A 23,904-nucleotide genomic window follows, 5' to 3' on the forward strand; every position below is an offset into this window, starting at 1 on the left:
GCCGTGAGGGAAAAACCTAACGTATGATGGAGATTCTTTGATGCACTTCAGCGACCTCAAGGAAGGTTACTATCGCTTCCGTGGCAACGAATGGCAGCAGGAGCGCGAGCGCTGGAGCGAACTGGCGACCGGCCAGAGCCCCAAGGTGATGGTGATCGCCTGTTCGGACAGCCGCGTCGATCCCGCGACCATCTTCGGCGCGCGGCCGGGCGAGATTTTCGTGGTGCGCAACGTCGCCAATCTGGTGCCGCCGTTCGAAGATGACGGGGGCCGCCATGGCGTGTCCGCCGCGCTCGAATTTGCGGTTACGAAGCTGGAAGTCGAGGAAATCCTCGTCCTTGGCCATGGGGCGTGCGGCGGCGTCAACGCCTGTCTGACGCAGGCGCTGGCCAATACCAAACCCGGCGAGGGCGGGTTCGTCGCCCACTGGATCGACCTGCTGGACGGAGCGCGCGAGAAGGTGGTCGCCGAACACGGCACCGGTCCCGAGGGGCAGAAGGCGCTGGAACAGGAAGGCGTCAAGGTGTCGCTGACAAACCTGATGACCTTCCCGTTCGTCCGTGAGCGGGTCGAGGCCAGCACGCTCAAGCTGCACGGCGCGGTGTTCGCGATCGACGACGGGCGGCTGCGTGTTCTCGAAGGCGAGAAGTTCGAGAACGCCTGACCGGGCTGCGCCGGGCAGGAAGTTCCCGCCCGGCGCACGTCAACCGGATCAGCCCTCCTTGGGGCCGTCCGCCGTCACGCGGATGTTCAGTTCGCGAAGCTGCTTCGGGGTCGCATAGTTCGGCGCACCCATCATCAGATCCTCCGCCTTCTGCGTCATCGGGAAAGTGATGACCTCGCGAATGTTCGGTTCGTCGGCCAGCAGCATCACGATACGGTCGACGCCGGGAGCCGAGCCGCCGTGCGGCGGTGCCCCGAACTTGAAGGCGTTAATCATGCCCGCGAAGTTCGTGTCGACGTCCGCCTGCGTATAGCCGGCGATCTCGAACGCCTTGTACATGATTTCCGGGCGATGGTTGCGGATCGCGCCCGACGACAATTCCACGCCGTTGCAGACGATGTCGTACTGATAGGCGAGAATATCGAGCGGGTTCATCGTCTCCAGCGCGTCCATCTCGCCCTGCGGCATCGAGAAGGGGTTGTGGCTGAAATCGACCTTCTTCGCGTCCTCGTCATATTCGAACATCGGGAAATCGACGATCCAGCAGAATTCGAAGCGCTTGTCGTCGATCAGGCCCAGCGTCTCGGCGACGCGAGTGCGGGCAAGCCCGGCGAGCTTGGCCGCCTGCGCTTCCTTGCCGGCGGCAAAGAACACGCCGTCGTCGGGACCGAGGCCCAGCGCCTCGGCGATCTTGGCCATGCCCTCGTCGCCATGGTTCTTGGCGATCGGGCCGCCCCACACGCCATCCTTGCGGGTCGCATAGCCCAGACCGGCGAAGCCTTCGGATTGTGCCCAGGCGTTCATGTCGTCGAAGAACTTGCGGCTCTTGTCGGCGGTCTTCGGGGCCGGGATCGCGCGAACCACGTCGCCGTCTTCCACGATCGAGGCGAAGCGGCCGAAGCCCGAACCGACGAACAGGTCCGACACGTCGGTGATGATGAGCGGGTTGCGCAGGTCGGGCTTGTCGTTGCCGTATTTCAGCATCGATTCGCGGTAGGGGATACGCTGGAACGGCAGCGGGCTGACGGTGCGGCCCTTGCCCTGCCAGTTAGCATATTCCTCGAACACGCCGTGCAGGACGGGTTCGATCGCGGCGAACACGTCTTCCTGCGTCACGAAGCTCATCTCGAAATCGAGCTGGTAGAATTCACCCGGCGAGCGGTCGGCGCGGGCATCCTCGTCGCGGAAGCAGGGCGCGATCTGGAAATAGCGGTCGAAGCCCGCGACCATCAGCAACTGCTTGAACATCTGCGGCGCCTGCGGCAGCGCGTAGAACTTGCCGGGATGGACGCGGCTGGGAACCAGATAATCGCGCGCGCCCTCGGGGCTGCTCGCGGTCAGGATCGGCGTCTGGAATTCGGTGAAGCCCTGATCGATCATCCGGCGGCGCAGCGACGCGATGACGTTCGAGCGCAGCAGGATGTTCGCGTGCAGCCGCTCGCGACGCAGGTCGAGGAAGCGATAGCGCAGGCGGATGTCCTCGGGGTATTCGGCCTCGCCGGCCACCGGCATCGGCAGTTCCTGCGCGGCCGATTGCAGCGTGGCGGCGCGGGCGTAGATTTCGATCGCACCGGTCGCGAGGTTGGGATTCTTTGTCGCGTCCGAGCGCGCCTTGACCGTGCCATCGATCGTCAGCACCGATTCGGTCCGCGCGGCATCGAGCAGCGCGAGTGCCGGGCTGTCGCTGTCGGCAACGATCTGGGTGATGCCATAATGGTCGCGCAGATCGATGAACAGCACGCCGCCATGGTCGCGCTTGCGATGAACCCAGCCCGACAGGCGGACGGTATCGCCCTCGTTCGCGTCCGTAAGCTGGCCGCAGTTATGGGTGCGATAGGCGTGCATCAGAACGTAACCCTGCTTGGTCGTCATTCCCGAGGAGGCGGGAATCCATAGCCGCTGACGGCGCGGCTCTCACGCGAACCTGCGTGTATGGATCCCCGCCTGCGCGGGGATGACGGATTAATCCGTTGCCGCGCGCTTCCCCTTCCAACCCCCTTTTGTCAAGGCGCGCGAGGCTGCTATGCGGGCGGGATGCATATCCATCCGTTGATCGAGGACAGCGCGACCCTCGCCACCCTCTGCGCCCGCCTCGCCCAGTCCGATTTCGTGGCGGTCGACACCGAATTCATGCGCGAGAACAGCTATTGGCCCGAACTCTGCCTGATCCAGATCGCCAACGCGGAAGAAGCCGCCGCGATCGATCCGATGGCGCCGGGGATCGACCTGAAGCCGCTGCTCGACCTGATGACCGACAATGACGAGGTCCTGAAAGTCTTCCACGCCGGCGGACAGGACATTGAGATCGTGTATAACCTGACCGGCAAGACCCCCTTTCCGATGTTCGACACGCAGGTGGCGGCGATGGCGCTGGGGCAAGGTGAGCAGGTCGGCTATTCCAACCTCGTCGATGCCTATCTGGGCATCGTCGTCGACAAGGGTGCGCGGTTCACCGACTGGTCGCGGCGGCCGCTCGACGACCGGCAGATCGACTATGCGATCGCCGACGTGACGCATCTGTCGGTGATCTTTCCCAAGATGCTCGCCAAGCTCCGGCGGACGGGTCGCGGGCTGTGGCTGGACGAGGAGATGGAGCGGATCGGCAATCCGGCCAATTACTTCAACGATCCCGAAACGGTGTGGCAGCGCATCCGCGTCAACAGCCGCAAGCCCGACGTGCTCGGCCGGTTGAAGGCATTGGGCAAGTGGCGCGAGCTGGAGGCGCAGGGCAAGGACCTGCCACGCGGTCGGATCGTCAAGGACGAAACGGTCGCCGATCTGGCGGCCAATCCGCCGCGCAAACAGGCCGATCTGGCCAAGGTGCGCGGCCTGTCGGCGGCTTGGGCGCACAACGACATTGGTGCTCGGATGATGACCGCGCTGGCCGAGGCGAAACCGCTGACCGCCGATGAAATGCCGGGGCGTGACGAGCGCAAGCCGGCGCTGGGCAAGGAAGGCGCGCTGGTCGCCGACCTGTTGAAACTGCTGCTGAAAATCCGCGCGAACGAGATCAAGGTCGCCGCGCGGCTGCTGGCGCGATCGGACGATCTGGAGGCGCTGGCCGCCGGGCAGCGCGACGGGCTGGCGATCCTCGACGGGTGGCGGTTCGAGCAGTTCGGGCGCGACGCGCTGGCGCTGGTCGAGGGTCAGCTCGGGTTCACGGTGCTGGGCGGAAAGTTGAAGATGACACGAGCGGAGGTCGTCGAATGAAGCGGGTTGCCCTGATCGGATTGATGCTGGTGGGTTGTGCGCCAAGTGCCCCGGATGCGCCACCCCCGCCGCCACGGCGGGTCGCGCCGCCCCAGGTCGTGATGCCGCCGGTGATCCCGGCGCCGCCCGGCGACGAGTCGGCCGAGGTCCAGCCGATGACGCCGTGCCGGATCGAGGCAGCCGCCGGCCTGATCGGCAAACCCTTGACCCCGGCGGTGCAGGCCGAGGCACAGGCGAAGGTCGGCGCGCGGAGCGTGCGGGTGATCGGGCCGGACCATAACGCCATCACCATGGACTATCGCCCCGACCGGCTGAACATCGAGCTCGACCCGAGCCGCAAGATCCTGCGGCTTCGCTGCGGATGATGGCAAAGTTTACATTATAGCGCGATTTGACCGGTTTGCGGTTTGACGGGGCGGCGGCTTCCTAGGGCCGATCGACATTCTTTCACCCGTCGTCACCCCGGACTTGTTCCGGGTCCACCTAGCCCCAAACGCTGTCGATAAGGCCTCAAGGCGTGCCGATTGCCGAGCCGTGGACCCCGGAACAAGTCCGGGGTGACGACAGGGGCGGCTGTTTCGGCCAAAAATGACAAAGATTGGCCGGAAATGCGAAATGTGGACCGCCTTAGGCGGGAAGCCATAGACGCAACGGGCTCGGTTCGATCACCGGCGTTGGCGTGTATGGATCCCCGCCTGCGCGGGGATGACGCGGGGGCGAGAGCAAATTCCCCCTGCCAAAGCTGAATGTCGATCCGCGCACGGGAAACTCCCGCCCCTTCCGGGACGGAAAATACAGGGGGCGGACGATTCAACGAGCGTCCTGATCTTGGCATACCGCCTGCCCTGTAGGACAGTCAGCGCGTGACGAGCGCCGCTTCCATGCCGAGCGCAGTCGCCAACGCCTTGTGCCGCTTCTGCACCGCTTCGCCATACAGCGAGGCATCCGCCCCGGTCACGAGCAGTTCGACGCCGCCGGTCCCGCGCCGCAGGGCGGTGCGCTTGAGCGGGGCGGCCACCCCGCCGCTCAGCCGTTGGCCCAGCCGCATCGCGAGGCCCCAGCGGCGCGCGATCGCCAGCGCGTCGGGCGGGGCGAGGCGGCCGAGCGGTTCGGGCGTGTCGCTGCCGCCGCCAAGGCAACAATGCAGCGCCTGCGCGACGATCGCACGGCCGGCGGCGTCGACCGCGACCCAGTTGCCGTGCAACGCGATCTCGACACCGCGTTCGGCGCGGAATTCGGGGTTGGCATGCCAACCCACATCGGCGAGCAGACAGGCGGTGTGGCGCAGCCGGACCATCGCCGGATCGTCCTGCGGGAACAGCGGCGCGATCCAGCGGTGCAGCAGGTCGCCGTGTTCGGCGAAGCGGCCCTGCCGCGCGCCTTCGTCATGCGCGGCGACCAGCAGCGGGTCGGTCGCGCGGACCTTGGCGGGCAGCGCGGCGTAGAGCAGCCCTTCGCGCAGGCCATAGGCGGAAATGACGGTGGTGGCACAGCCGAGGTGCCGCACCGCATAGGCGAGCACGGCGGCGGCATGGTCCAGCGTCGGCACCCGCCCGCCCGACAGGTTCGGCACCAGCTTCAGGTCGGCGCGCGGCATCTCGGCGAGCAGCTTGCGCAGTGCGGATATGCGCGCGGGCGACAGCGCATAGCCATGCGCGATCGGCAGCGGATAGCCGGTCAGGTGCATGTCGAGCCGGGCGAGCGCGCGCCACGATCCGCCGACGAGGTAGAGCGGCAGCCCCTGCCCCTGCCCAGTCCAGCCGGCCGCCGCGATCATCCGGGCGACCGTGCGGTCGAGTTCGCCCGCCCCCTTCGCGCGGATCGCGCCGAGGCGCAGCACGCCCAGCGGGAAGGAAACGCGCTCGCCGAGCTGACCGTCCTTCACCCGGACCAGTTCGAGGCTGCCGCCGCCCAGATCGCCGACGATGCCGTCGGCCTGCGGAATGGCCGAGAGGACGCCGTGGCCGGCGGCCTGCGCCTCTTCCTCGCCCGACAGGATTTCGACGGTGAGGCCGGCGGCGTGCGCCAACGCGATCAGCTCCGCGCCGTTGGCGGCATCGCGCACGGCGGCGGTGGCGACGGTGCGGACGCGCGGCACCGCCATCTCGCGCGTCAGCCATGCGAAACGCTCCAGCGCGGCGCGCGCCGCCGCCATCGCGTCGGCATCGATCGCGCCGGTGCCGGCGAGAGCGCGGCCCAGCCCGGCCAATACCTTTTCGTTGAACAGGATCGCCGGAATCCGCTCCGGCCCGCCATAGACGACCAGCCGGATCGAGTTCGAACCGATGTCGACGATTGCGCTGTGCGCGATCGAGGTCGGCGTGCTTCCCGGCCAGCCCAACCCCATCAGAGCGTGCCGCCGCGTGCCGCGCGCCATGCGCGGAGCGACAGTTTCTGCGGGCTCATCGCCGCCCCGCTCTCGATCGCGGCGCCACGGCCGGACAGCGAGGGATTGGTCATGAAGTAACGATGGAGGTTGAACGGCCGGTCGCCCTTCGCCACGCGGCGATAGCTGCCATCGGCGCGCAATTCCCAAGTTTGTTCGGTGTCGAGCAGATTGGCGACCATCACCTGATCGAGCACCTGGTCGTGGACGGTCGGATTGGTGATCGGCAGCAGATATTCGACGCGGCGATCGAAGTTGCGCGGCATCCAGTCTGCCGAGGAAACATAGACCAGCGCATCGTCGTTGGGCAGCGCCTGCCCGTTGCCGAAGCAATAGATACGGCTGTGTTCGAGAAACCGGCCGACGACCGATTCGACGCGGATATTTTCCGACATGCCGGGAACGCCGGGGCGCAGGCAGCAGATGCCGCGCACGATCAGGTCGATCTGCACCCCCGCCACCGAGGCTTCGTAAAGCTTGTCGATCAGCGCGGGGTCGACCAGCGAGTTCATCTTGAGCCAGATCGACCCCTGCCCGCCGGCGCGCGCAGTCTGGATCTCGCCCTCGATCAGCGCTTCCAGCCGGTCGCGCAGGTCGCGCGGGGAAATGGCGAGCTGTTGCAGCGCCTGCGGTTCGACATAACCGGTTATGTAGTTGAACACCTGCGCGGCATCGCGCCCGATCGCCGGATCGGCGGTGAAGAAGCTGAGGTCGGTATAGATGCGTGCGGTGATCGGATGATAGTTGCCGGTGCCGAAGTGGCAATAGGTGCGATAGCCCTGTTCCTCGCGCCGGACGACCATCGAGATCTTGGCGTGGGTCTTCCATTCGATGAAGCCATAGACGACCTGCACCCCGGCGCGTTCGAGGACCGAGGCGAGGTTGAGATTCTGTTCCTCGTCGAAGCGCGCCTTCAGTTCGACCACCGCCGTCACCGACTTGCCTGCCTCGGCGGCGGCGACCAGCGCGGCGACGATCGCCGATTGCTTGCCGGCGCGGTACAGCGTCTGCTTGATCGCGACGACATCGGGGTCGGCCGCCGCCTGCTTGATGAAGGCGATGACGACGTCGAACGTCTCGTACGGATGGTGGACGACGATGTCCTTGGCGCGGATCGCCGCGAAACAGTCACCGCCATATTCACGGATGCGTTCGGGAAAGCGGGGGCTGAACGGCGGGAATTTCAGGTCGGGGCGATCCTCGGCGACCAGCATCGACAGGTCGCCGATGGCGAGGAAGCCGCCGGTTTCGGTCATCACCGCGTCGCTGCCGGTCATTTCCTCGCGCAGCAGTTCGATCATCTCGTCGGAGATGCCCGATTCGATTTCCAGCCGGATGACGCGGCCGCGCCGTCGCCGCTTGATGGCGGTGCGGAAATACAGGACGAGGTCCTCGGCTTCCTCCTCCAGTTCGATGTCGCTGTCGCGAATCACCCGGAATGCGGCGGAGGCGCGCACGGTGTAGCCGGGGAAGAACAGCCCGGAGAAATGGCGCAGGATCGTCTCGATCGCGACATAACGCGCCGCCTTGCCCGGTAGGCGGACGAAGCGCGGCATGGCGGGCGGGAGCAGCACGACCTCGCGCACCTCGACCTCATCCGATCGGCGGATGAGGTCGAACAGCAACGCCGAGCCGAGGTTGGGGATGAACGGGAACGGGTGCGCCGGGTCGAGCGCCTGCGGGGTCAGCACCGGGAACACCTGTTCGCGGAAATAGCGTTCCAACCATACCTCGGCATCGCCGGTGATCGCATCGGCGCCCAGCACGGTGACGTCGGCCGCCGCCAGATCGGTCGCGATGTCGCGCCAGATGCGTTGCTGGCTGTCGACCAGTTGCGCGGCGTCGGCGACGATCGCCTCCAGTTGCTGGGTCGGGGTCAGGCCGTCGGGCGATTCGTGGCCGACCTCCTGCGCCTGCTGCCCCTTCAACCCGGCCACGCGGACCATGAAGAATTCGTCGAGGTTGGTCGCCGAGATCGAGAGGAAGCGGAGGCGCTCAAGCAGCGGATGGGCGGCGTTGCACGCCTCGTCCAGCACGCGGCGGTTGAACGCCAGCCACGACAGCTCGCGGTTGAAATAGCGTGCTTCGGGCACGGCGGCGACGGTCGATCCGGCGGGGGCGTCGGTCTGCAACTCGGTCATGCGGCGGAGTCCGTCAGGAGCGTGGTACGGCCGAGCGCGGTGCGCACGGCGGGAACGGTCAAAAGGCGCGTCGAGCGCAGCATCGCATCTTCCTCCAATGCCTCGACAACGCGAAGCACGGCGAGATGGCTCCGGTCGACGCGGCGGGCGAGCCAGCGCACCAGATCGGGCGCGACTATCAATTCCTTCCTGTCGAAGAGATGTTGCAGCAGCGTTTCGATCAGCAGATCGTCGGGCGCGTCGAGCCGGACGACCGGGGTAGCGGCGATGCGGGTGCGCAGGTCGGGCAGCTCGATCTTCCACACCGGCGGCGTGGCATCGGCGACGATCAGCAGCGGGCGCCCTTCCGCCTGCGCCTGATTCCACAGGTGGAACAGGTCGATCTCGTTCATCCGTTCGGCATCGTCGGCGATCATCCCGCCGCTGCGCGCGGCGAACATCCGCGCCAGCAGCGTGCGGCCCGATTTGCGCGGGCCGATCAGGACCGCCGCCATCACCGGCCACAGCCCCCAATTGTCGAGGAACTGGACCGCTTCGCGGTTGGAGGGACTGACGAGGAACCGGTCTTTCCGCGCGCCGGGCGGCAGGTCGAGCGTGAAGCTCATCTGGGCGGGACCGTTGGCGGGGCCGCTCATCCGCCGGCCGGAGCCGGTGGCGTCGGGGCCGCGCGACGGCGGATGCGTAGCGCGCCGTCGCCGCCCTGCACCTGCCAGCCGCGCGCTTCGAGGGCTGCCGACAGGATCGCGGGATCGCCATCGAAGGTGACGCGCAAGACCGATACACCGCCCAGCGCGAGGCTGGAGGTGATCGCGCTGCGCACACCCGGAATGGCGCGGAACGCCGCTTCGGTCGATTCGACGGCGGCGGCGGTGGGCGTGTCGGCCTGAACCGACAGGGTGACGAAGGTGTCGGCGGGCGTCGGGGTCGGCACCGGTGCGGCAGGATCGGCCGGCACGGGGGCAAGCGGATCGGCCAGCGGGTTCTCGACCGGTGCAGGCGTGCCCGGCGGCGCGGCGTTCAGCGCCGTATCGGGGCGCAGCGTGCCGTCGCGCAGCGCCTGCTGGTACAGCGAATCGATTCGCCGCACGCCTTCGTCGAGCAGCGCGGGGATCGCATCGGCCTGTTCGACACGCAGCGCGAAGCGGCCGATCAGCCGGTTGTCAGGACCATAGCCGGCGGTGAAAGTGCCGACGACCGGGCCGCCGGGCCATTGCCGCTCCAGCCGGACCTGCGGGACCAGCACGTCCGACGCGCCATATTGGTTGAGCACGGTGCGCCACCAGCCGCGCCCCCGCCGCGTTACCTGCCCCGCGTTCAGCAGCAGCGCGTCGCCGCCGGTGCCGTTCGGGCGAACATAGTCGACGGTGCTGCCGCCGGTGCGGAAGCGCGCCCATGCCGCCTGCCACGGCGTCGCCCGTTCGAACGCGGTGCCGGTGCCGCCATCCCAGATCAGCGGCACGACGAGCATCGCCGGGCTGCGTTCGGCGACGCCGGCGATGCCGAGGATCGACGCGGCCCGCCCCCGGTCGAACAGGACGCCGAGGCGCGCGACATAGCGGTTGGGGCCGATCTGCTCGCTCTCCACCACGATCGCGTCGACCAGCGAATCGAGCGTGCCGTCGGGCAGCGTCTGCGCCGATCCGGTCAGCCGCTGCGACAGCATCTGCCAGCCCTTGCGCTGCGCGAGGCGCCAGCCGGTGGTGCGCGCCACGTCTGCGGTGGGGCCGGCGACGTCGACGCGGACGCCGTTCACCTCGAAGGTGCCCGAGCTGTCGACGGCGGCGACCCCGCCCTGCGCCACGACCGCGCCGGTCGCGACCGTGCCCAGGAGGGCGGCGGCGAGCAGGCGGTGGCGGGTTTGCAGCGTCATGCGCGCCTTTTGACGAAGCAGGCGTGGAAATCCAAGCGCGATGTGGCTAACCGGCTCCTATGAGCAACGAAGGCGACCGCGGCGGCGGCTATACCTACGCACAGGCAGGGGTTTCGATCGCGGCGGGCAACGCACTGGTCCGCGCGATCGGACCGCTCGCGAAATCCACCCGGCGGCCCGGCGCGGATGCCGAACTGGGCGGATTCGGCGGGGTGTTCGATCCCAAGGCAGCGGGATTCAAGGACCCGCTGCTGGTCGCCGCGAACGACGGCGTCGGCACCAAGCTGAAACTGGCGATCGAGCATGACGCGCATGACGGCGTCGGCATCGACCTCGTCGCGATGTGCGCCAACGACCTGATCGTGCAGGGTGCCGAGCCGCTGTTCTTCCTCGACTATTACGCCAGCGGCAAACTGGTCGCGGACACCGCCGAGCGGGTCGTCGCCTCGATCGCCGAGGGGTGCCGGCAGGCGGGCTGCGCGCTGATCGGCGGCGAGACGGCCGAGATGCCCGGCATGTATGCCGATGGCGACTATGACCTCGCCGGCTTCTGCGTCGGCGCGGTCGAGCGCGAACAGTTGCTGACCGGTGACAAGGTGGGCGTGGGCGACGTGATCCTCGGCCTCGCCTCCTCGGGCGTGCATAGCAACGGCTTCTCGCTGGTGCGCCGGCTCGCGGCGGACCGGGGGTGGAAGCTCGACCGACCGGCGCTGTTCGATCAGGACGTGATGCTGATCGACGCGCTGATGGCGCCGACCAGGATCTATGTGAAGCCGCTGCTGCCACTGCTCCGCGCCGGGCGCATCCATGGCCTCGCGCATATCACCGGCGGCGGGTTGCTGGAGAATATCCCGCGCGTGCTTCCGCAAGGCGCGCATGCCGTGGTCGATGCCGATGCGTGGGAACAGCCGCGATTGATGGCGTTCCTTCAGGCGCAGGGCAATATCGAGCCGGAGGAAATGGCACGGACGTTCAACTGCGGTATCGGCATGGTGCTGCTGGTGTCGGCCGACACCGCCGACTCGGTCGCCGCCGACCTTGCCGCCGCGGGCGAGAGCGTGGTGCGGATCGGCAACGTCGAGGCGGGCGAGAAGGGCTGCACCGTCAAGGGCAGCGTGGAGACGTGGAGCGCGCGGACGGCATGGAGCGCGACTCATCTTGGCTAAACACCGCGTCGGCATCCTGATTTCGGGACGGGGATCAAACATGGCGGCGCTGGTCGCCGCCGCCGAGCGCACCGATTGCCCGTATGAGGTCGTGTTGGTCGCGTCGGACAAGCCCGATGCCGCCGGGCTGGCGCATGCCGCCGGGCGGGGCATCGCGACCTTCGCCTGTTCGCCCAAGGGCATTCCCAAGGCCGAGTATGAAGCGGCGATCGACGGCGCGCTGCGCGACGCCGGGGTCGGGACGATCGCGCTGGCGGGCTATATGCGGCTGCTCTCGCCCGGCTTCGTCCCGGCGTGGCGCGACCGGATCGTCAATATCCACCCCTCGCTGCTGCCAAGGTACAAGGGGCTCGACACCCACGCGCGAGCGATCGCGGCGGGGGATGCAGAAGCGGGCTGTTCGGTGCATGTCGTCACCGAGGAACTGGATGCCGGGAGCATATTGGCGCAGGCGCGCGTTCCGATCCTGCCCGGCGACAGCGCGGACACGCTGGCGGCGCGGGTGCTGGCGGAAGAGCATCGGCTCTATCCGCGAACCTTGGCGGAGTATGTGACGCGATGAGTGAATGGCTGGACCGGGTACGCGAAACTGCTTTGCTGCTGCCGGGCGCGGCGGAACAGGGCGACGGCGACGACCGCGCATTCTGTGTCGAGGGCAAGCCGTTCGCGCGAGTGGATGGTGACGCGCTGTCGGTGCGCACCGCCGATGGCTGGACGCCGGTATCGGTCGAGGGTGACGTCGACTGGCGGCTGGTCGAGGACGCCATCGCGCGCGGATGGGAATTGACCGCGCCGCGCGATCTGCTGGAGGCCGGCGGGCGGTGAGCGAGGCCGAGGAGGCACGCGCCCAGCGACGGCGCTGGATCACGCTGGCCGAAGGCGTGGCGGTGGCGGGCGTGGTGATCGGCGGGTTGACGCTGTGGAACAACGTGTCCGAACGGCGCAGCGTCGACGCCGATCGCGCGGCGGCCAGCGCATCGGCGGCGAAGGCCAAGAATGCGCTGGCGATCGTCGCGACGCCGGCCGGGGGCGGAGACCGGCTGACCCTGAGCGCCGCCGACCGGCGGATCGAGCGGATCGCGGTGCGCTTTCCGCCCGCGTTGAAGGTGGCCGAGCGGACGGCGGTGGGCGATGTCGCGATCGACGCCGACTGGGTCCGCGCGCCGCTGCTGGCGATCACCGATGGCGGCAAGGATGATCTCGAAGGGCGGTTGCCGGTCGAAGTCACCGCGACATGGTTCGACGGCGACAGTGAGCGTCGGTCGAGCGCGATCTACGATCTGGTGTTCGCGACCGAGGGGCGGATGATTGGTGGGCGATCGTTGAAGCTGAAGGCGCTGGCCCGGCGTGAGGCGGCGAACGGTGGCGTGGCGCGGCGGCTCGATACGTTGTGGGCGGCGGAACTGGGGCGGTTGGCGGGGTAGCTTCTCCTGTCTCATCGTCATTCCCGCGAAGGCGGGAATCCATATACGCCACCGAAGCGACTCAAGCCCGAACGTCAGCGGCTATGGATTCCCGCCTTCGCGGGAATGACGAATGTGGGTGAGGATGATCCCCTACCCCAACATCCTCGCCAGTTCGACGAACTCCGCCACGCTGACCGTCTCGGCACGGCGCGTCGGGTCGATGCCGATCGCTTCTGCCGCCGCCAGCGCGCCGGGGACGCCTTTCAAACTCTGCCGGAGCATCTTGCGGCGCTGGCCGAAGGCCGCAGCAGTCAGCGTTTCGAGGGTGCGCAGACGGACGCCGTCGGGCGCGGGCGTCGGCACGACATGGACGACCGCTGACATGACCTTGGGCGGCGGCGTGAAGGCGCTGCGATGCACCGGCATCGCAATGCGCGCGGCACTGCGCCACTGGGCAAGGACCGCGAGGCGGCCAAAAGCATCGTCGTTCGCCTGCGCGACGATCCGGTCGGCGACTTCGCGCTGGAACATCAGCGTCAGGCTCTGCCACCATGGCTCCCAGTCGGCCGAAAGCCAGCCGACGAACAGCGCGGTGCCGACGTTATAGGGCAGGTTGGAGGCGATGTGCGGCTTGCCCGCGAACAGCGTGCGCGCGTCGATCTCCAGCGCGTCGCCCTCGATCACGCGCAGCCGGTCGGGGAACGCCTCGCCCAGTTCGGCAAGTGCCGGGATGCAGCGGCGGTCGCGCTCGATCGCCGTCACCCTTGCCCCTGCCAGCAGCAGCGCGCGGGTGAGGCCGCCAGGGCCGGGACCGACTTCCAGCACCTCGGCATCGTGCAGGTCGCCGGGCACGCGGGCGATGCGGCCGAGCAATTGCTGGTCGAACAGGAAATTCTGCCCCAGCGCCTTGTTGGCCGACAGGCCGTGACGCTGGATGACCTCGCGCAGCGGCGGCAGGTCGTGGACGGGGGCGATGCTCACCGGGCGGCGGCGCGGCGGGCCGCTGCCTGGCCAGCCATCGCGATCGCGGCGATCATCGCGCCCGGTTCGGCGCGGTCCTCGCCGGCGATGTCGAACGCGGTGCCGTGGTCGGGCGAGGTGCGGACGATCGGCAGGCCGAGCGTGATGTTGACCCCGTCGTCGAAATGCAGCGTCTTGATCGGGATCAGCGCCTGATCGTGCGTAGGGCACAGTGCCGCGTCGTAGCGGGCGCGCGCGCGCGGATGGAACATGGTGTCGGCGGCCAGCGGCCCGACGATGTCGATCCCCTCACCGCGCAGCCGGGCTATGGCGGGGGCCAGCACGTCGATCTCCTCGCGGCCGATCGCCCCGCCCTCCCCGGCATGCGGGTTGAGCCCGGCGACGGCGAGGCGCGGCGCGGCGATGCCGAAGTCGAGCATCAGCCCGCGCACGGTCGCGCGCGCGCGAGCGACGACCAGTTCGGTGGTGAGCAGGCGCGGCACATCGACGATCGCTTCGTGGATGGTCAGCGGCACGACGCGCAGCGTCGGCCCGGCGAGCATCATCACCGCATTCTCGCGCGCCACGCCGCAACGTTCGGCGACGAATTCGGTCTGCCCGGGATAGGTGAAGCCGATGCGGTAAAGCTCGCCCTTCGACACCGGCCCCGTCACGAGTCCTGCCGCTGCGCCCGACCGGGCAAGACCGGCGGCAAGTTCCAGCGACTGGAGCGTGCAGTCCGCCCCCTCGGTATCGGGGCGGCCGGGGACGATCGATCCGCCATCGGCAACCGACAGGACGGGGAGCGCGCGACCGAACACGGCGGCGGCACGCGCCGGATCGTCGATGCGCTCGACCGGGCCGGACCACACCGCGCCGACCGCGCGCACGTCGCCGACCGCGAAGAAGCACGGCAGGCGGTGGGCGTCGCGTGAAGCCCATGCCTTGGCGATCACCTCCGGCCCGATGCCGGCGGGATCGCCCATGGATACCGCGAGGGGGAGCGTCACGCCCGGCCCCCGATCAACGATATTCGATCACCGCGTCGCGCCGCAGATCGCGCAGCATGCGCTGGGCGCGCAGGTTCACGCGCTCCTGCTGCAACCCGTCCTGAATCTGTTCGGCGCTGGGCACGGTGCCGCCGCGCGGATCGTCGCGACCGCACACGATTAGCACGCGGATGCCGTCCTTGGGCGACCCGAACGGCGGGGTCGCCTGTCCGACGTTCAGCTTCAGGATGATCTCCTGAAGCGCCGGCGGCAGGTTGCGGATCACGACCGAATCATTGTCGACGACCTCGGCCTTTTCGGACTGCGCGACCTTGGTCGCGTCGCCGCAGCCGCGGATGCCCTGCGTCGCGGTGGCGAACGATGCGGCGCGCTGCGTCGCCTGCGCCTGCGTCGTGCCCGGCGGGAACGGCAGGGTGAGCTGGCGCAGCGCGACCTTGGCATCGCGCGGATCGGCCATCAGCACCTGCCGCTTGTCGGCGAGGTAGAGGATCGAATAGCCGCCCGGCACCTCGATCGGTCCGGCGATCTGGCCGACCTGCATCTGCGTCGCGGCGCGCTGCAACTGGTCGGGCAGCATGTTCAGGCGCACCCAGCCGAGATCGCCGCCGACCGCGCGGGTGGTGGCTTCGGAGAAGTTGCGCGCGAAATATTCGAACGGCGCGCCCTGGCGGATCTGTTCGACGATCTTGGTCATTGCCGCTTGCACCTCGGCCGCGCGATCGGGCGTCGCTGAGATGTAGATCTCGCGAAGGCTGTATTCCTCGGTGCCCTTCGACGCTTCGAGCCGAGCGCGGATCGCCTCGACCTCTTCCTCGCCGACGTTGATGAAGGGTTCGACCTGCTTGCGCAGCAACCGGCTCCACGCCAGCTCACCCTCGATCTGGCGGCGCAGCGAGCGTTCCGACGAGCCGACCGAGCGGAGATAGGCGCGAAGCTGGTCGGGCGTCTGCTGGAACCGCTGCTTGGCGAGGCGGTTGAAGCTCTGCTCCAGCTCGGGCGCGGTGACGGTGATGTCCTTCGACTTCGCCTGCTGGATCTGCAGCGTCTCGTCGATCAACTGACGGACCACCTGCCCGCGCAGCACCTCGCGGTCCTCCGCGCTCAGCTTGAAATCGTTGATCGCGACGATCAGCGCCATGCGCTGGTCGACGTCGGTGCCGGTCAGCACCGTATCGTTCACGATCGCGGTCGGCTTGCGGATATTGGGGTCGACCTTGCCGAAGATCGTCGGATTGCCCGGCAGGTTCAGATTGGCGCCGGGCACCTGCTGTCCGTCGCTGACCGTCTGCGCGGCAAGCGCGGTGGCGGCGGCTATGCTCAGGATACCGGCGATCGAACGGCCGAGGCGGGTGGCATTCACGATGTTGTTGGTCACTTGGTCGTACTATCCCATGCGCACGTCGGCGACGTGCCTGCCGAACCATTCGGGCCAAATCATGGCCCGTCGCGGCTGAACGCAGCCTTATCTATCGTCCCAAATTCTTGAACGCCAGCGTCACGAGATAGCTGTTGCCGCTGCGGGCGTCGCCGATCCGCTGATAATCGCGTTTCCACGTCAGTCCGAGGCGGAGGCAGTCGTCCTCATATTGCGCGCCGATACGGTGGCGGATCGGGTCATAGCCATCGGATACCGACAACGCATCCTCCGACCGGTCGGTCAGATCGATGGTGGTCGAGGCGAACGCCGACCAGAACGGACCGAAGGCGACCCGCCCGGCGGCGCGGATTTCCTCGCGGTCCTGCAAATCCTCCAGCTCGCTGATGTCGCGGTTGAGCCGGAGATAGCCGACCTGGACATAGGTGCGGCGCGATCCGACCGTCGCGTCGATCTCGTTGCGGCGGATTTTGAACCCGTCCTTGTCGAGCCGGTAGCGGTGGGTGAGCGTCACGAGTTCGCGGAAGCGGACATCGGTGCGCCCGACGAAATCGGAAAAACGATCGTCGAGCCCGGTGCCGTTGGGCAGGATGCTGGCGCGCTCGGAGGTACGATAGCTCTGGCCGATCGTGGTCTGCACCGCGACTCCGGGCAGATCGAGCGCATAGTCGAGGCCATAGGTGACACGCGACGAATCCTCGAACCGGTCGTAGCCGGCGAAGCGGTTGAGCGCGAAGAGGTTCGAGTCTTCCAGATCGACCGCGCGGGCGTCCTCGTTCGGGACGGCGAGATTGGCGATCTTGGGCGAGGCGACGAGCTGGACGCGGGGGCTGATGCGCTGCGTGCCCCGGCCCACCGCGCCGACGAACGGCCAGCGCATATCGACCGCCAGCGCGGCGATGCCGCGCGGGGTAAAGCCCTCGCCGCCGCGGTAGCTCAGCACGGCGGTATCGATGACGTCGCGCGTGTTGTAGGCATCGAGCCGGCCATAGGCGGTGAAGGTCACTTCCTGCCCGAGCGGGGTGTAGCGCGTCAGGTCCCACCGCGCGGCGGCGAAGGCGCGCTGGGTATCCTGCCCCTCCGACCGGCCGATCGCCAGCGTGTTGAGCTGAACCTGCGCGACCCCGCCGAGCAGGCCGTTGAAGCGGCGGCGATAGTCGATTTCGGGGAGCGCCACCGGCTGCATCCCCTGATTATCGCCGACACGCAGCGTCTGCACCGCCCAGCCGCTGATCGAGAGCATCGAGTCGCGGTCGATCCGTTCGACCGAGATATTATTGCGCAACCGGTCGTCGCGCGAAATGTCGTAGCGGCGCAGGAACGTCTGGTCGGTGGTATAGCGCAACGATCCCGACACGCTCCAGTTGGGATCGAGCTGGAACCGGCCGGTCGCATCGACATAGCCACGGAACGATTGCTGCGTGCCGGTGGGCGCAGCGCCGAGCACGAGGTCGTCGCTGCGCCGGCTGACCGTCGCAAAGCCCTGTACCCGGTACGCGCCGTTGCGGCCCAGCGCGCGATATTCCGCCTCGAGCATCGGCAGCACGGCAGTGAAGACATGCGGCGTGATCGTCAGGTCGCGGTTGCGAGCGAGGTTGAAATAATAGGGCACGGCCACTTCGACGCCGTTCACCCGGTCGAGCCGGATCGACGGCGCGAGCAGACCCGAATCGCTGTTGCCGCCGATCGAATGCGAGAACGACGGTAGCGGAATCGTCGGCAGGCCAAAGAGCGTGAGGCCCGCGCCGGTGTAGCGGATACGCTGTCGCACCGGATCGTAGCGGACGCGCAGCGCGGTGATCTTCCACGACGGCTCCTTGGGACAGCCGGCCGACGTGGTGACGGCGCACGGGGTATAGGCCGCGCTCTCGACCGTCACGACGCCGTTGTCGGACCGGGTGCCGCGTCTGGCGGCGATACGCCCGCCTTCGTCGAGGACGACGAGCATGTTGTCGACCACGCCGTCCTTCAGCGTATCGGTCAGCTCGATCCGGTCGCCATAGGCGATGTCGCCCTGCGGATTGGTGACGGCGATGTTGCCGGTCGCCACCACCTGCCCCGACTTGCGGTTCCACGTCACCCGGTCGGCGCGCAGGCGATTGCCGTCGCGCAGCAGCCGCACTTCGCCGCTGGCGGTGACGATGTCGGCGTTGCTGTCATATTCGAGCAGGTCGGACGAGAAATCGATCTGGTCGGCGCTCGCCGGCGTCGGCAGCGCGCTTTCGGGCGGCGGCGGAGGCGCAGCGCGATCCTGCAGGTCCTGCGCCAGCGCAGGGCCGGCGACCGCCAGCGTCAGGCCAAGGGCCAGCGACCCGAACGCACGCTTCACTAGTCCAGATTCCCCAATGCCGTCGGTGCCCTGATCGCGCCTGTCGCAACGCCTATTGCATCGTCGCCCGGGAACCGCAATCGCCGTCCACCCGCTTTACGTGCCGGGACGGGCGCGCCAAGATAGCCGGCGCGCCGACGCCCGCGTAGTACAAAGGAAATTCATGTCGATCTCGATCCAGTTCGCCCAGCGTAGCGAAATTCCCCCCGCCCTCGTCCTGCCGATCGCGACGGGCGGGCTCGACCGCGCCGCCGCCGCCGGACTGGATGATGCGGTTGCGGCGCTCGTCGCTGGCGCGGCGCGGGCGGGTCGCTTCGATGGTGAGGCGGGATCGATCGCCGAGGTCTTCGTACCCGGCATCGAGGGCGGCGACGCGGGTCGGGTGATCCTGCTCGGCATCGGTGACGGCGGCGGCGTGGCGCTGGAAAAGGCGGGCGGCGCGCTGACCGGGCGGTTCCTGCTGTCGGGCCTCACCGAGCTGACCGTCGATTTCGGCGCGCTGGCGACCGCGCCCGACGCGGCGGCGGTTGCGCGGTTCGCGGCGACGGCGGCGCAGCGCGGCTGGCGGCAGGACGGCTATCGCACCAAGCTGCCCGAACGATCGAAGCCGACGCTGACGACGATTACCATCGTTGGTGCGCCCGACGGGATCGACGACGCCTTCGTCGCCGCCGATGCGATCACGCAGGGGCTGGACCTTACCCGCACGCTCGTCACCGATCCGCCGAACGTCCTCTATCCGGTCAGCTTCGTCGAGAAGTGCCGCGAGCTGGAAGCGCTGGGGATCGAGCTGACCATCCTCGACGAACGGCAGATGGCCGAACTGGGCATGGGCGCGCTGCTGGGCGTCAGCCTCGGCTCGGAAAAGGAAGCGCGGCTGCTGGCGATGCGCTGGCACGGCAAGGGCGGCGACACCACCGACGTCGCGCTGGTCGGCAAGGGCGTGACCTTCGACACCGGCGGCATCTCGCTGAAACCCGGACCCGGCATGGAGGACATGAAGTGGGACATGGGCGGTGCCGGCGCCGTGGCGGGCGCGATGAAGGCGATCGCCACGCGCAAGGCGAAGGCGAACGTCGTCGGCGTGGTCGGCCTTGTCGAGAACATGCCCGACGGCAAGGCGATGCGCCCCGGTGACGTCGTCACCAGCATGTCGGGCCAGACGATCGAGGTGCTCAACACCGACGCCGAGGGGCGGCTGGTGCTGTGCGACGTGCTGACGTGGGTCCAGCGGACGCATTCGCCGGCGACGATCGTCGACCTCGCCACGCTGACCGGCGCGATGATTATCAGCCTTGGCAGCGAGCATGGCGGCATGTTCGCCAACGACGATTCGTTGGCCGACGAGTTGCTGGCGGCATCGAAGGAGTCGGGCGACCTGCTGTGGCGCTTCCCGCTATCGCCGGCGTACGACAAGCTGCTCGATTCGCCGATCGCCGACATGAAGAACATCGGCCCGCGCGGCGCGGGATCGATCACCGCCGCGCAGTTCCTCAAGCGCTACATCGAGGACGGCGTACGCTGGGCGCATCTCGACATTGCCGGGATGGTGTGGGCCGACAAGCCGGGCACCCATCATGACAAGGGTGCGACCGGGTTCGGCGTGCGGCTGCTCGACCGGTTCGTGAAGGACAATTTCGAGGAATAGCCGTCATTCCCGCGCAGGCGGGAATCCATTGACGCCGACGTAGCGAATGGATTCGAAACGGCAGCGGCAATGGGTTCCCGCCTGCGCGGGAACGACGAAAAGGCGTCATGAAAGTCGACTTCTACCACCTGACCCGCAGCCCGCTCGACCGGGTGTTGCCACGCATCGCCGCGCGGCTGCACGACGCCGGCGAGCGGTTGCTGCTGCTGTCGGACGATGCCGACCAGCGCCGCGTGATCGACACGCTGCTGTGGACCTATGCACGCGACAGCTTCCTGCCGCATGCCGAGGCGGGAACCGGCAACGACGCCGCGCAGGCGGTGCTGATCGCCGCCGACCCCACCCCCGCCAATGGGGCGCGCAACGTCGCGATCGTCGACGGGCGCTGGCGCGACGCCGCGCTGGGGTTCGACCGTGCGTTCCACTTCTTCGGCGAGGATCACATCGCCGCCGCACGCGCCGCATGGAAGGCACTGGGCGAGCGCGACGGCATCGAGCGGCGCTACTGGCGGCAGGGCGACGGCGGCTGGGAACAGGCGGCGTGAGCCTTGCTTGTCGGGGGTTGCCCGACTAGGGAGCCGCGACCAAAACACCATAACGCAGGAGCCGCGACCACCATGGCCGCCACCCGTACCTTCTCGATCATCAAGCCCGATGCCACCCGCCGCAACCTGACCGGCGCAGTCACCAAGATGCTGGAGGAAGCCGGTCTGCGCGTCGTCGCCTCCAAGCGCATCCAGATGACCCGCGAGCAGGCCGAGGGCTTCTACGGCGTCCACCGCGAGCGTCCGTTCTTCAACGATCTGGTGTCGTTCATGATCTCGGGTCCGGTCGTCGTGCAGGTGCTGGAAGGCGAGAACGCCGTGCAGGCGAACCGCGACATCATGGGCGCGACGAACCCGGCGAACGCCGATGCTGGCACGATCCGCAAGGAACTGGCCGAATCGATCGAAGCCAATTCGGTCCACGGATCGGATTCGGAAGAGAATGCGAAGATCGAGATCGACTTCTTCTTCAAGCCCGAAGAAATCGTCGGCTGATGCCGTCCGGCCGGTGCCCGGTTGCGGGTGCCGGCCGATTACCGCGTGACGTTTGCTTCATCCGAACCGAAGCGTCGCCCCAGCGAAGGCCGGGGTTTCGAGCGGCTTTTGCCGTGCGCCACCACCGAGAGATCCCAGCTTCGCTGGGATGACGTCTGTCTCTAGCGCGCAATCGCGAAGCGAGCGTAGACCGTGGCACGGGTTTCGATCGGGCGGGGTTTGACGTCGATCGGGACAGGCGCGGGCGGAGCCGGTGGTGCCGGCGGCCCGGAAAATGCACCGATGTCCGACGCCTCGATCCCCTGCACTACGACATCGCCGCCGTTCTGGTCGCTGAGCGTCAGCAATTCTCCGAGACGGACGCCCGCGCCACTGGCCAGCGCTTCCGCACGGCGACGGGCATCGGCGATCGCGGCGGTGATCGCACGCCGCTTTGCCGCGCCCGGATCGGCCAGATCGAAGCGCTGCATCCGGGCATCGCGAGCACCCAGTCGTCCCGCAAGGCCCACGGCAGTTCCGATGCGATCCACCGCCCCGGTTCGCACCATGCCGGAAATCGTCGCGATATAACCGATCACGGCGCACGGTCCCTCGCTCAACCGTGGCCGGCCATAAGGATTGGCGTCGCATTGCGGCGCGCGGACTTCGCCGATCGTTACGTCGCTCGTCGTCAGTTCCGCGTTGCGACCAAGCAACGAGGCGATTCCGTCGCGAATGGCCTTCTGCTTCGTCGCCAATGCACGGCTTGCATCGTCTGCGGTCTTGCCCTCGCCATTGACCGAATAGGTCATTTGCGCCTTGTCGGGGCTGGTTTCGACGATCGCCATACCCTGCACCTGGATATGAGAGGGGCGCACATCCTCCTGCGCCAATGCAGGCGCGGCGATCAACGCGGCCGTTCCCGGAATCAACAACCGCATCATCCCGCTCCCCCCCCGTTACTGCTGCGTCGCGCCCGCCGTGCCCGGCACCACCGGCGGCGTCTGCTGCGCGGTGGCCGTCACCGGCGGACCCTTGGCGATCACCGCCGCCAGTTCGCCCGCCGCCGGGCAGGTCGCACCACATACCGTGCGCAGCTTTGCCAGCGTCTCGCGCGCCTTGGTCACGGCACCCTTTTGCACCAGCGCCTCGCCCTCGCCCTTCAGCGCGGCGACGTCATTGGGTTCGAGCGTCAGCGCCTCGCGGTAGAGGCGGATCGATTTGCCGGGCAGCCCCTGTGCGCGGGCGATGTCGGCCAGCGCCACGAACGCCTGCCGGTTGCGCGGATCGATCACCAGCGCGCTTTCGATCAGTCCGGTCGCACCGCTCGTGTCGCCGGCGGCCTGCGCCGCGCGCCCCTGTTGCAGCAACGCCATCGAACGCGGGTCGATCTGCGCATCGGGGCGCTGGCCGCTCAAGGACGTGGAGGCGCAGATAAGGGCAAGCGCCGCTGCCACCGAGACCGAGGTAATCCGCATCAACATCTCCGGTTGTCCCGTGCCCTGCGCGTCAGGCCCGGCCCAGCCGCGCGACGAAGAAACCGTCGGTGGAGTCATGGGCGGGGGTCAGGCGCATGCCCGAACCGTGGACGCGCCCGCGCGGCAATGCAAGCGGCAGCGCGCGCCAGTCGGGACGGCGCCCTAGGAACGCTGTGACCTGTTCCGCGCCTTCGTCGTCGAGCAGCGAGCAGACGACATAGGTGATCGTGCCCGCCGGCGCGGTCAGTTCCGCCGCTACGTCGAGCAGCCGCGCCTGCGTTGCCACCACCCGCGCCAACCGATCGGGGGTCAGCCGCCAGCGCGCTTCGGGGTTGCGCCGCCATGTACCGGTGCCGGAACAGGGCGCGTCGACCATCACCCAATCGGCCTGTCCGACGACATCGGCGAGCATCGCGATTTCCTTGCCCGGATCGATCAGCCGGGGTTCGGCGATCGTCACCCCGGCACGCGCGGCGCGGGGGCCAAGGCGCGACAGGCGCGGACGATCGGTATCGGTGGCGAGGATACGCCCCTGCCCGTTCATCTGCGCGGCGATCGCCAGCGTCTTGCCGCCGCCACCCGCGCACAAGTCGATCGCGAAGCCGCCCGGTTCGGCACAGGTGGCGAGCGACACGATCTGGCTGCCGATGTCCTGCACCTCGCCGCGACCGTCGTTCAGCACGCCGTTCTGATCGATCGCGGCATCCGCGGGCAAGCGAATGGCGTCGGGCAGATCGACGGCGGGCTCGCCACCGATCTCGGCCAGCACCGTGTCGCGATCGGCAGTCAGCCGGTTGACGCGAATGTCGAGCGGGGCGCGGTCGAGCAACGCAACGAGTTCGGTGTCGCCCAAGCCGGCGGCGGCGAACGCCTCGACCAGCCAGCGCGGCGCCGGCCCCGCCTCCGCGCGGGGTTCGCCGGGCTCGATCGGCGCCGGGCCATAAGGTGCGCCGTCGAAGGTCGCCGCCAGCAGCGGATCGGCATCGGCCATCGCGAGGATGGCCGAACGCGCGCTGACCGGCGGTTCGCCAAAACGGCGCACCGCATCATAGGCGAGCGTGCGGATCGCCCGCCGGTCCTTGGAGCCGGCATAGCGCCGCGCGGCGAAGAAACGCTTCGCCACCTGATCGCCCGCCGCGCCGCCAGCGCGCGCCGCATCGAGAATCGCATCGACCAGATCGATCGCCGCCTGGGTCCGGGCCGCCGGGGTCATGCGCAGTTATCCTGAAAAATCATGCGCGA

At 68.2% G+C, this 23,904-nt stretch carries 22 protein-coding genes; 10 read left to right on the plus strand and 12 right to left on the minus strand.

The window, feature by feature from the left end:
• The first annotated feature begins 37 nt into the window (after positions 1 to 37).
• Entirely contained in the window at positions 38 to 664 is a 627-nt protein-coding gene (locus tag ASG37_RS03955) for a carbonic anhydrase (RefSeq protein ID WP_156349152.1), read from the plus strand.
• A 48-nt stretch (positions 665 to 712) separates the two neighbouring features.
• Here ASG37_RS03955 and aspS read toward each other — a convergent pair whose 3' ends face one another.
• Complete coding sequence (gene aspS, locus ASG37_RS03960) at positions 713 to 2,509, minus strand: aspartate--tRNA ligase (protein WP_055757287.1); 1,797 nt, start codon at positions 2,507 to 2,509, stop codon at positions 713 to 715.
• Positions 2,510 to 2,698: 189 nt separating this feature from the next.
• Between aspS and rnd the strand changes: the two genes are divergently transcribed.
• A complete protein-coding gene (rnd, locus tag ASG37_RS03965) occupies positions 2,699 to 3,874 on the plus strand; it encodes a ribonuclease D (RefSeq protein ID WP_055756246.1) in 1,176 nt (391 codons plus the stop codon).
• Entirely contained in the window at positions 3,871 to 4,239 is a 369-nt protein-coding gene (locus ASG37_RS03970; RefSeq protein WP_055756248.1) for an I78 family peptidase inhibitor, read from the plus strand. The genes rnd and ASG37_RS03970 overlap by 4 nt, the downstream gene beginning before the upstream one ends.
• 491 nt (positions 4,240 to 4,730) lie before the next feature.
• Here the strand turns inward: ASG37_RS03970 and ASG37_RS03975 are convergent, their stop codons facing one another.
• The 4 genes from ASG37_RS03975 to ASG37_RS03990 are packed head-to-tail and all read right to left on the minus strand — an operon-like array spanning position 4,731 to position 10,271.
• Positions 4,731 to 6,221 (minus strand): Ppx/GppA family phosphatase, encoded by a 1,491-nt coding sequence (locus ASG37_RS03975; protein ID WP_055757289.1) that lies wholly within the window; start codon positions 6,219 to 6,221, stop codon positions 4,731 to 4,733.
• Positions 6,221 to 8,401, minus strand: a complete 2,181-nt coding sequence (locus tag ASG37_RS03980) for an RNA degradosome polyphosphate kinase (RefSeq protein ID WP_055756251.1) — start codon at positions 8,399 to 8,401, stop codon at positions 6,221 to 6,223. The genes ASG37_RS03975 and ASG37_RS03980 overlap by 1 nt, the downstream gene beginning before the upstream one ends.
• Positions 8,398 to 9,036 (minus strand): hypothetical protein, encoded by a 639-nt coding sequence (locus ASG37_RS03985; RefSeq protein ID WP_055756253.1) that lies wholly within the window; start codon positions 9,034 to 9,036, stop codon positions 8,398 to 8,400. Before ASG37_RS03985 ends, ASG37_RS03980 begins: the two co-directional genes overlap by 4 nt.
• Positions 9,033 to 10,271 (minus strand): hypothetical protein, encoded by a 1,239-nt coding sequence (locus ASG37_RS03990; RefSeq protein WP_055756256.1) that lies wholly within the window; start codon positions 10,269 to 10,271, stop codon positions 9,033 to 9,035. The genes ASG37_RS03985 and ASG37_RS03990 overlap by 4 nt, the downstream gene beginning before the upstream one ends.
• Positions 10,272 to 10,330: 59 nt before the next feature.
• On the opposite strand from ASG37_RS03990, the gene purM reads away from it, so the two are divergent.
• The 4 genes from purM to ASG37_RS04010 are packed head-to-tail and all read left to right on the plus strand — an operon-like array spanning position 10,331 to position 12,861.
• Positions 10,331 to 11,437 (plus strand): phosphoribosylformylglycinamidine cyclo-ligase, encoded by a 1,107-nt coding sequence (purM, locus tag ASG37_RS03995; protein ID WP_055756257.1) that lies wholly within the window; start codon positions 10,331 to 10,333, stop codon positions 11,435 to 11,437.
• A 40-nt stretch (positions 11,438 to 11,477) separates the two neighbouring features.
• Entirely contained in the window at positions 11,478 to 11,999 is a 522-nt protein-coding gene (gene purN / locus ASG37_RS04000) for a phosphoribosylglycinamide formyltransferase (RefSeq protein ID WP_055756259.1), read from the plus strand.
• Positions 11,996 to 12,262 (plus strand): hypothetical protein, encoded by a 267-nt coding sequence (locus ASG37_RS04005; RefSeq protein ID WP_055756261.1) that lies wholly within the window; start codon positions 11,996 to 11,998, stop codon positions 12,260 to 12,262. Before purN ends, ASG37_RS04005 begins: the two co-directional genes overlap by 4 nt.
• Complete coding sequence (locus tag ASG37_RS04010; RefSeq protein ID WP_055756263.1) at positions 12,259 to 12,861, plus strand: hypothetical protein; 603 nt, start codon at positions 12,259 to 12,261, stop codon at positions 12,859 to 12,861. The genes ASG37_RS04005 and ASG37_RS04010 overlap by 4 nt, the downstream gene beginning before the upstream one ends.
• Positions 12,862 to 12,993: 132 nt before the next feature.
• Here the strand turns inward: ASG37_RS04010 and rsmA are convergent, their stop codons facing one another.
• The 4 genes from rsmA to ASG37_RS04030 all read right to left on the minus strand — a co-directional run bounded on the left by rsmA (position 12,994) and on the right by ASG37_RS04030 (position 18,517).
• Positions 12,994 to 13,824, minus strand: coding sequence for a 16S rRNA (adenine(1518)-N(6)/adenine(1519)-N(6))-dimethyltransferase RsmA (gene rsmA, locus ASG37_RS04015; RefSeq protein WP_414887839.1), 831 nt, complete (start codon positions 13,822 to 13,824; stop codon positions 12,994 to 12,996).
• Entirely contained in the window at positions 13,821 to 14,813 is a 993-nt protein-coding gene (gene pdxA / locus ASG37_RS04020; protein WP_156349153.1) for a 4-hydroxythreonine-4-phosphate dehydrogenase PdxA, read from the minus strand. The genes rsmA and pdxA overlap by 4 nt, the downstream gene beginning before the upstream one ends.
• Before the next feature lie 13 nt (positions 14,814 to 14,826).
• Complete coding sequence (locus ASG37_RS04025) at positions 14,827 to 16,188, minus strand: peptidylprolyl isomerase (protein WP_055756268.1); 1,362 nt, start codon at positions 16,186 to 16,188, stop codon at positions 14,827 to 14,829.
• Between the two features lie 91 nt (positions 16,189 to 16,279).
• Positions 16,280 to 18,517 (minus strand): LPS-assembly protein LptD, encoded by a 2,238-nt coding sequence (locus ASG37_RS04030; RefSeq protein WP_055756270.1) that lies wholly within the window; start codon positions 18,515 to 18,517, stop codon positions 16,280 to 16,282.
• Between the two features lie 163 nt (positions 18,518 to 18,680).
• Here ASG37_RS04030 and ASG37_RS04035 point away from each other — a divergent pair, with 163 nt between their 5' ends.
• From ASG37_RS04035 to ndk, 3 genes are all read left to right on the plus strand, one after another.
• On the plus strand, positions 18,681 to 20,165 hold the full coding sequence (locus ASG37_RS04035; RefSeq protein ID WP_055756273.1) for a leucyl aminopeptidase: 1,485 nt from the start codon (positions 18,681 to 18,683) through the stop codon (positions 20,163 to 20,165).
• Between the two features lie 107 nt (positions 20,166 to 20,272).
• Positions 20,273 to 20,710: a DNA polymerase III subunit chi gene (locus ASG37_RS04040; RefSeq protein WP_055756276.1), complete on the plus strand. Its 438-nt coding sequence runs from the start codon at positions 20,273 to 20,275 to the stop codon at positions 20,708 to 20,710.
• A gap of 72 nt (positions 20,711 to 20,782) precedes the next feature.
• On the plus strand, positions 20,783 to 21,205 hold the full coding sequence (ndk, locus tag ASG37_RS04045; protein ID WP_055756278.1) for a nucleoside-diphosphate kinase: 423 nt from the start codon (positions 20,783 to 20,785) through the stop codon (positions 21,203 to 21,205).
• Positions 21,206 to 21,366: 161 nt separating this feature from the next.
• Here ndk and ASG37_RS04050 read toward each other — a convergent pair whose 3' ends face one another.
• From ASG37_RS04050 to ASG37_RS04060, 3 genes are read right to left on the minus strand one after another with little or no spacing between them, the layout of a single operon-like run.
• Positions 21,367 to 22,128, minus strand: coding sequence for an SIMPL domain-containing protein (locus tag ASG37_RS04050; protein ID WP_082448328.1), 762 nt, complete (start codon positions 22,126 to 22,128; stop codon positions 21,367 to 21,369).
• Between the two features lie 15 nt (positions 22,129 to 22,143).
• A complete protein-coding gene (locus ASG37_RS04055) occupies positions 22,144 to 22,662 on the minus strand; it encodes a tetratricopeptide repeat protein (RefSeq protein ID WP_055756282.1) in 519 nt (172 codons plus the stop codon).
• A 31-nt stretch (positions 22,663 to 22,693) separates the two neighbouring features.
• Entirely contained in the window at positions 22,694 to 23,875 is a 1,182-nt protein-coding gene (locus ASG37_RS04060; protein WP_055756284.1) for an RsmB/NOP family class I SAM-dependent RNA methyltransferase, read from the minus strand.
• Positions 23,876 to 23,904 lie beyond the last annotated feature (29 nt).

This window comes from Sphingomonas sp. Leaf407, assembly GCF_001425385.1.
GTDB lineage: Bacteria > Pseudomonadota > Alphaproteobacteria > Sphingomonadales > Sphingomonadaceae > Sphingomonas.

Bases quoted from the DNA above. Each gene is read 5' to 3' on its own strand.
- aspS (WP_055757287.1), bottom strand. From the start codon at position 2,509: ATGCACGCCTATCGCACCCATAACTGCGGCCAGCTTACGGACGCGAAC.
- rnd (WP_055756246.1), top strand. From the start codon at position 2,699: ATGCATATCCATCCGTTGATCGAGGACAGCGCGACCCTCGCCACCCTC.
- ASG37_RS03970 (WP_055756248.1), top strand. From the start codon at position 3,871: ATGAAGCGGGTTGCCCTGATCGGATTGATGCTGGTGGGTTGTGCGCCA.
- ASG37_RS03975 (WP_055757289.1), bottom strand. From the start codon at position 6,221: ATGGGGTTGGGCTGGCCGGGAAGCACGCCGACCTCGATCGCGCACAGC.
- ASG37_RS03980 (WP_055756251.1), bottom strand. From the start codon at position 8,401: ATGACCGAGTTGCAGACCGACGCCCCCGCCGGATCGACCGTCGCCGCC.
- ASG37_RS03985 (WP_055756253.1), bottom strand. From the start codon at position 9,036: ATGAGCGGCCCCGCCAACGGTCCCGCCCAGATGAGCTTCACGCTCGAC.
- ASG37_RS03990 (WP_055756256.1), bottom strand. From the start codon at position 10,271: ATGACGCTGCAAACCCGCCACCGCCTGCTCGCCGCCGCCCTCCTGGGC.
- purM (WP_055756257.1), top strand. From the start codon at position 10,331: ATGAGCAACGAAGGCGACCGCGGCGGCGGCTATACCTACGCACAGGCA.
- purN (WP_055756259.1), top strand. From the start codon at position 11,478: ATGGCGGCGCTGGTCGCCGCCGCCGAGCGCACCGATTGCCCGTATGAG.
- ASG37_RS04005 (WP_055756261.1), top strand. From the start codon at position 11,996: ATGAGTGAATGGCTGGACCGGGTACGCGAAACTGCTTTGCTGCTGCCG.
- ASG37_RS04035 (WP_055756273.1), top strand. From the start codon at position 18,681: ATGTCGATCTCGATCCAGTTCGCCCAGCGTAGCGAAATTCCCCCCGCC.
- ASG37_RS04040 (WP_055756276.1), top strand. From the start codon at position 20,273: ATGAAAGTCGACTTCTACCACCTGACCCGCAGCCCGCTCGACCGGGTG.
- ndk (WP_055756278.1), top strand. From the start codon at position 20,783: ATGGCCGCCACCCGTACCTTCTCGATCATCAAGCCCGATGCCACCCGC.
- ASG37_RS04050 (WP_082448328.1), bottom strand. From the start codon at position 22,128: ATGATGCGGTTGTTGATTCCGGGAACGGCCGCGTTGATCGCCGCGCCT.
- ASG37_RS04055 (WP_055756282.1), bottom strand. From the start codon at position 22,662: ATGCGGATTACCTCGGTCTCGGTGGCAGCGGCGCTTGCCCTTATCTGC.
- ASG37_RS04060 (WP_055756284.1), bottom strand. From the start codon at position 23,875: ATGACCCCGGCGGCCCGGACCCAGGCGGCGATCGATCTGGTCGATGCG.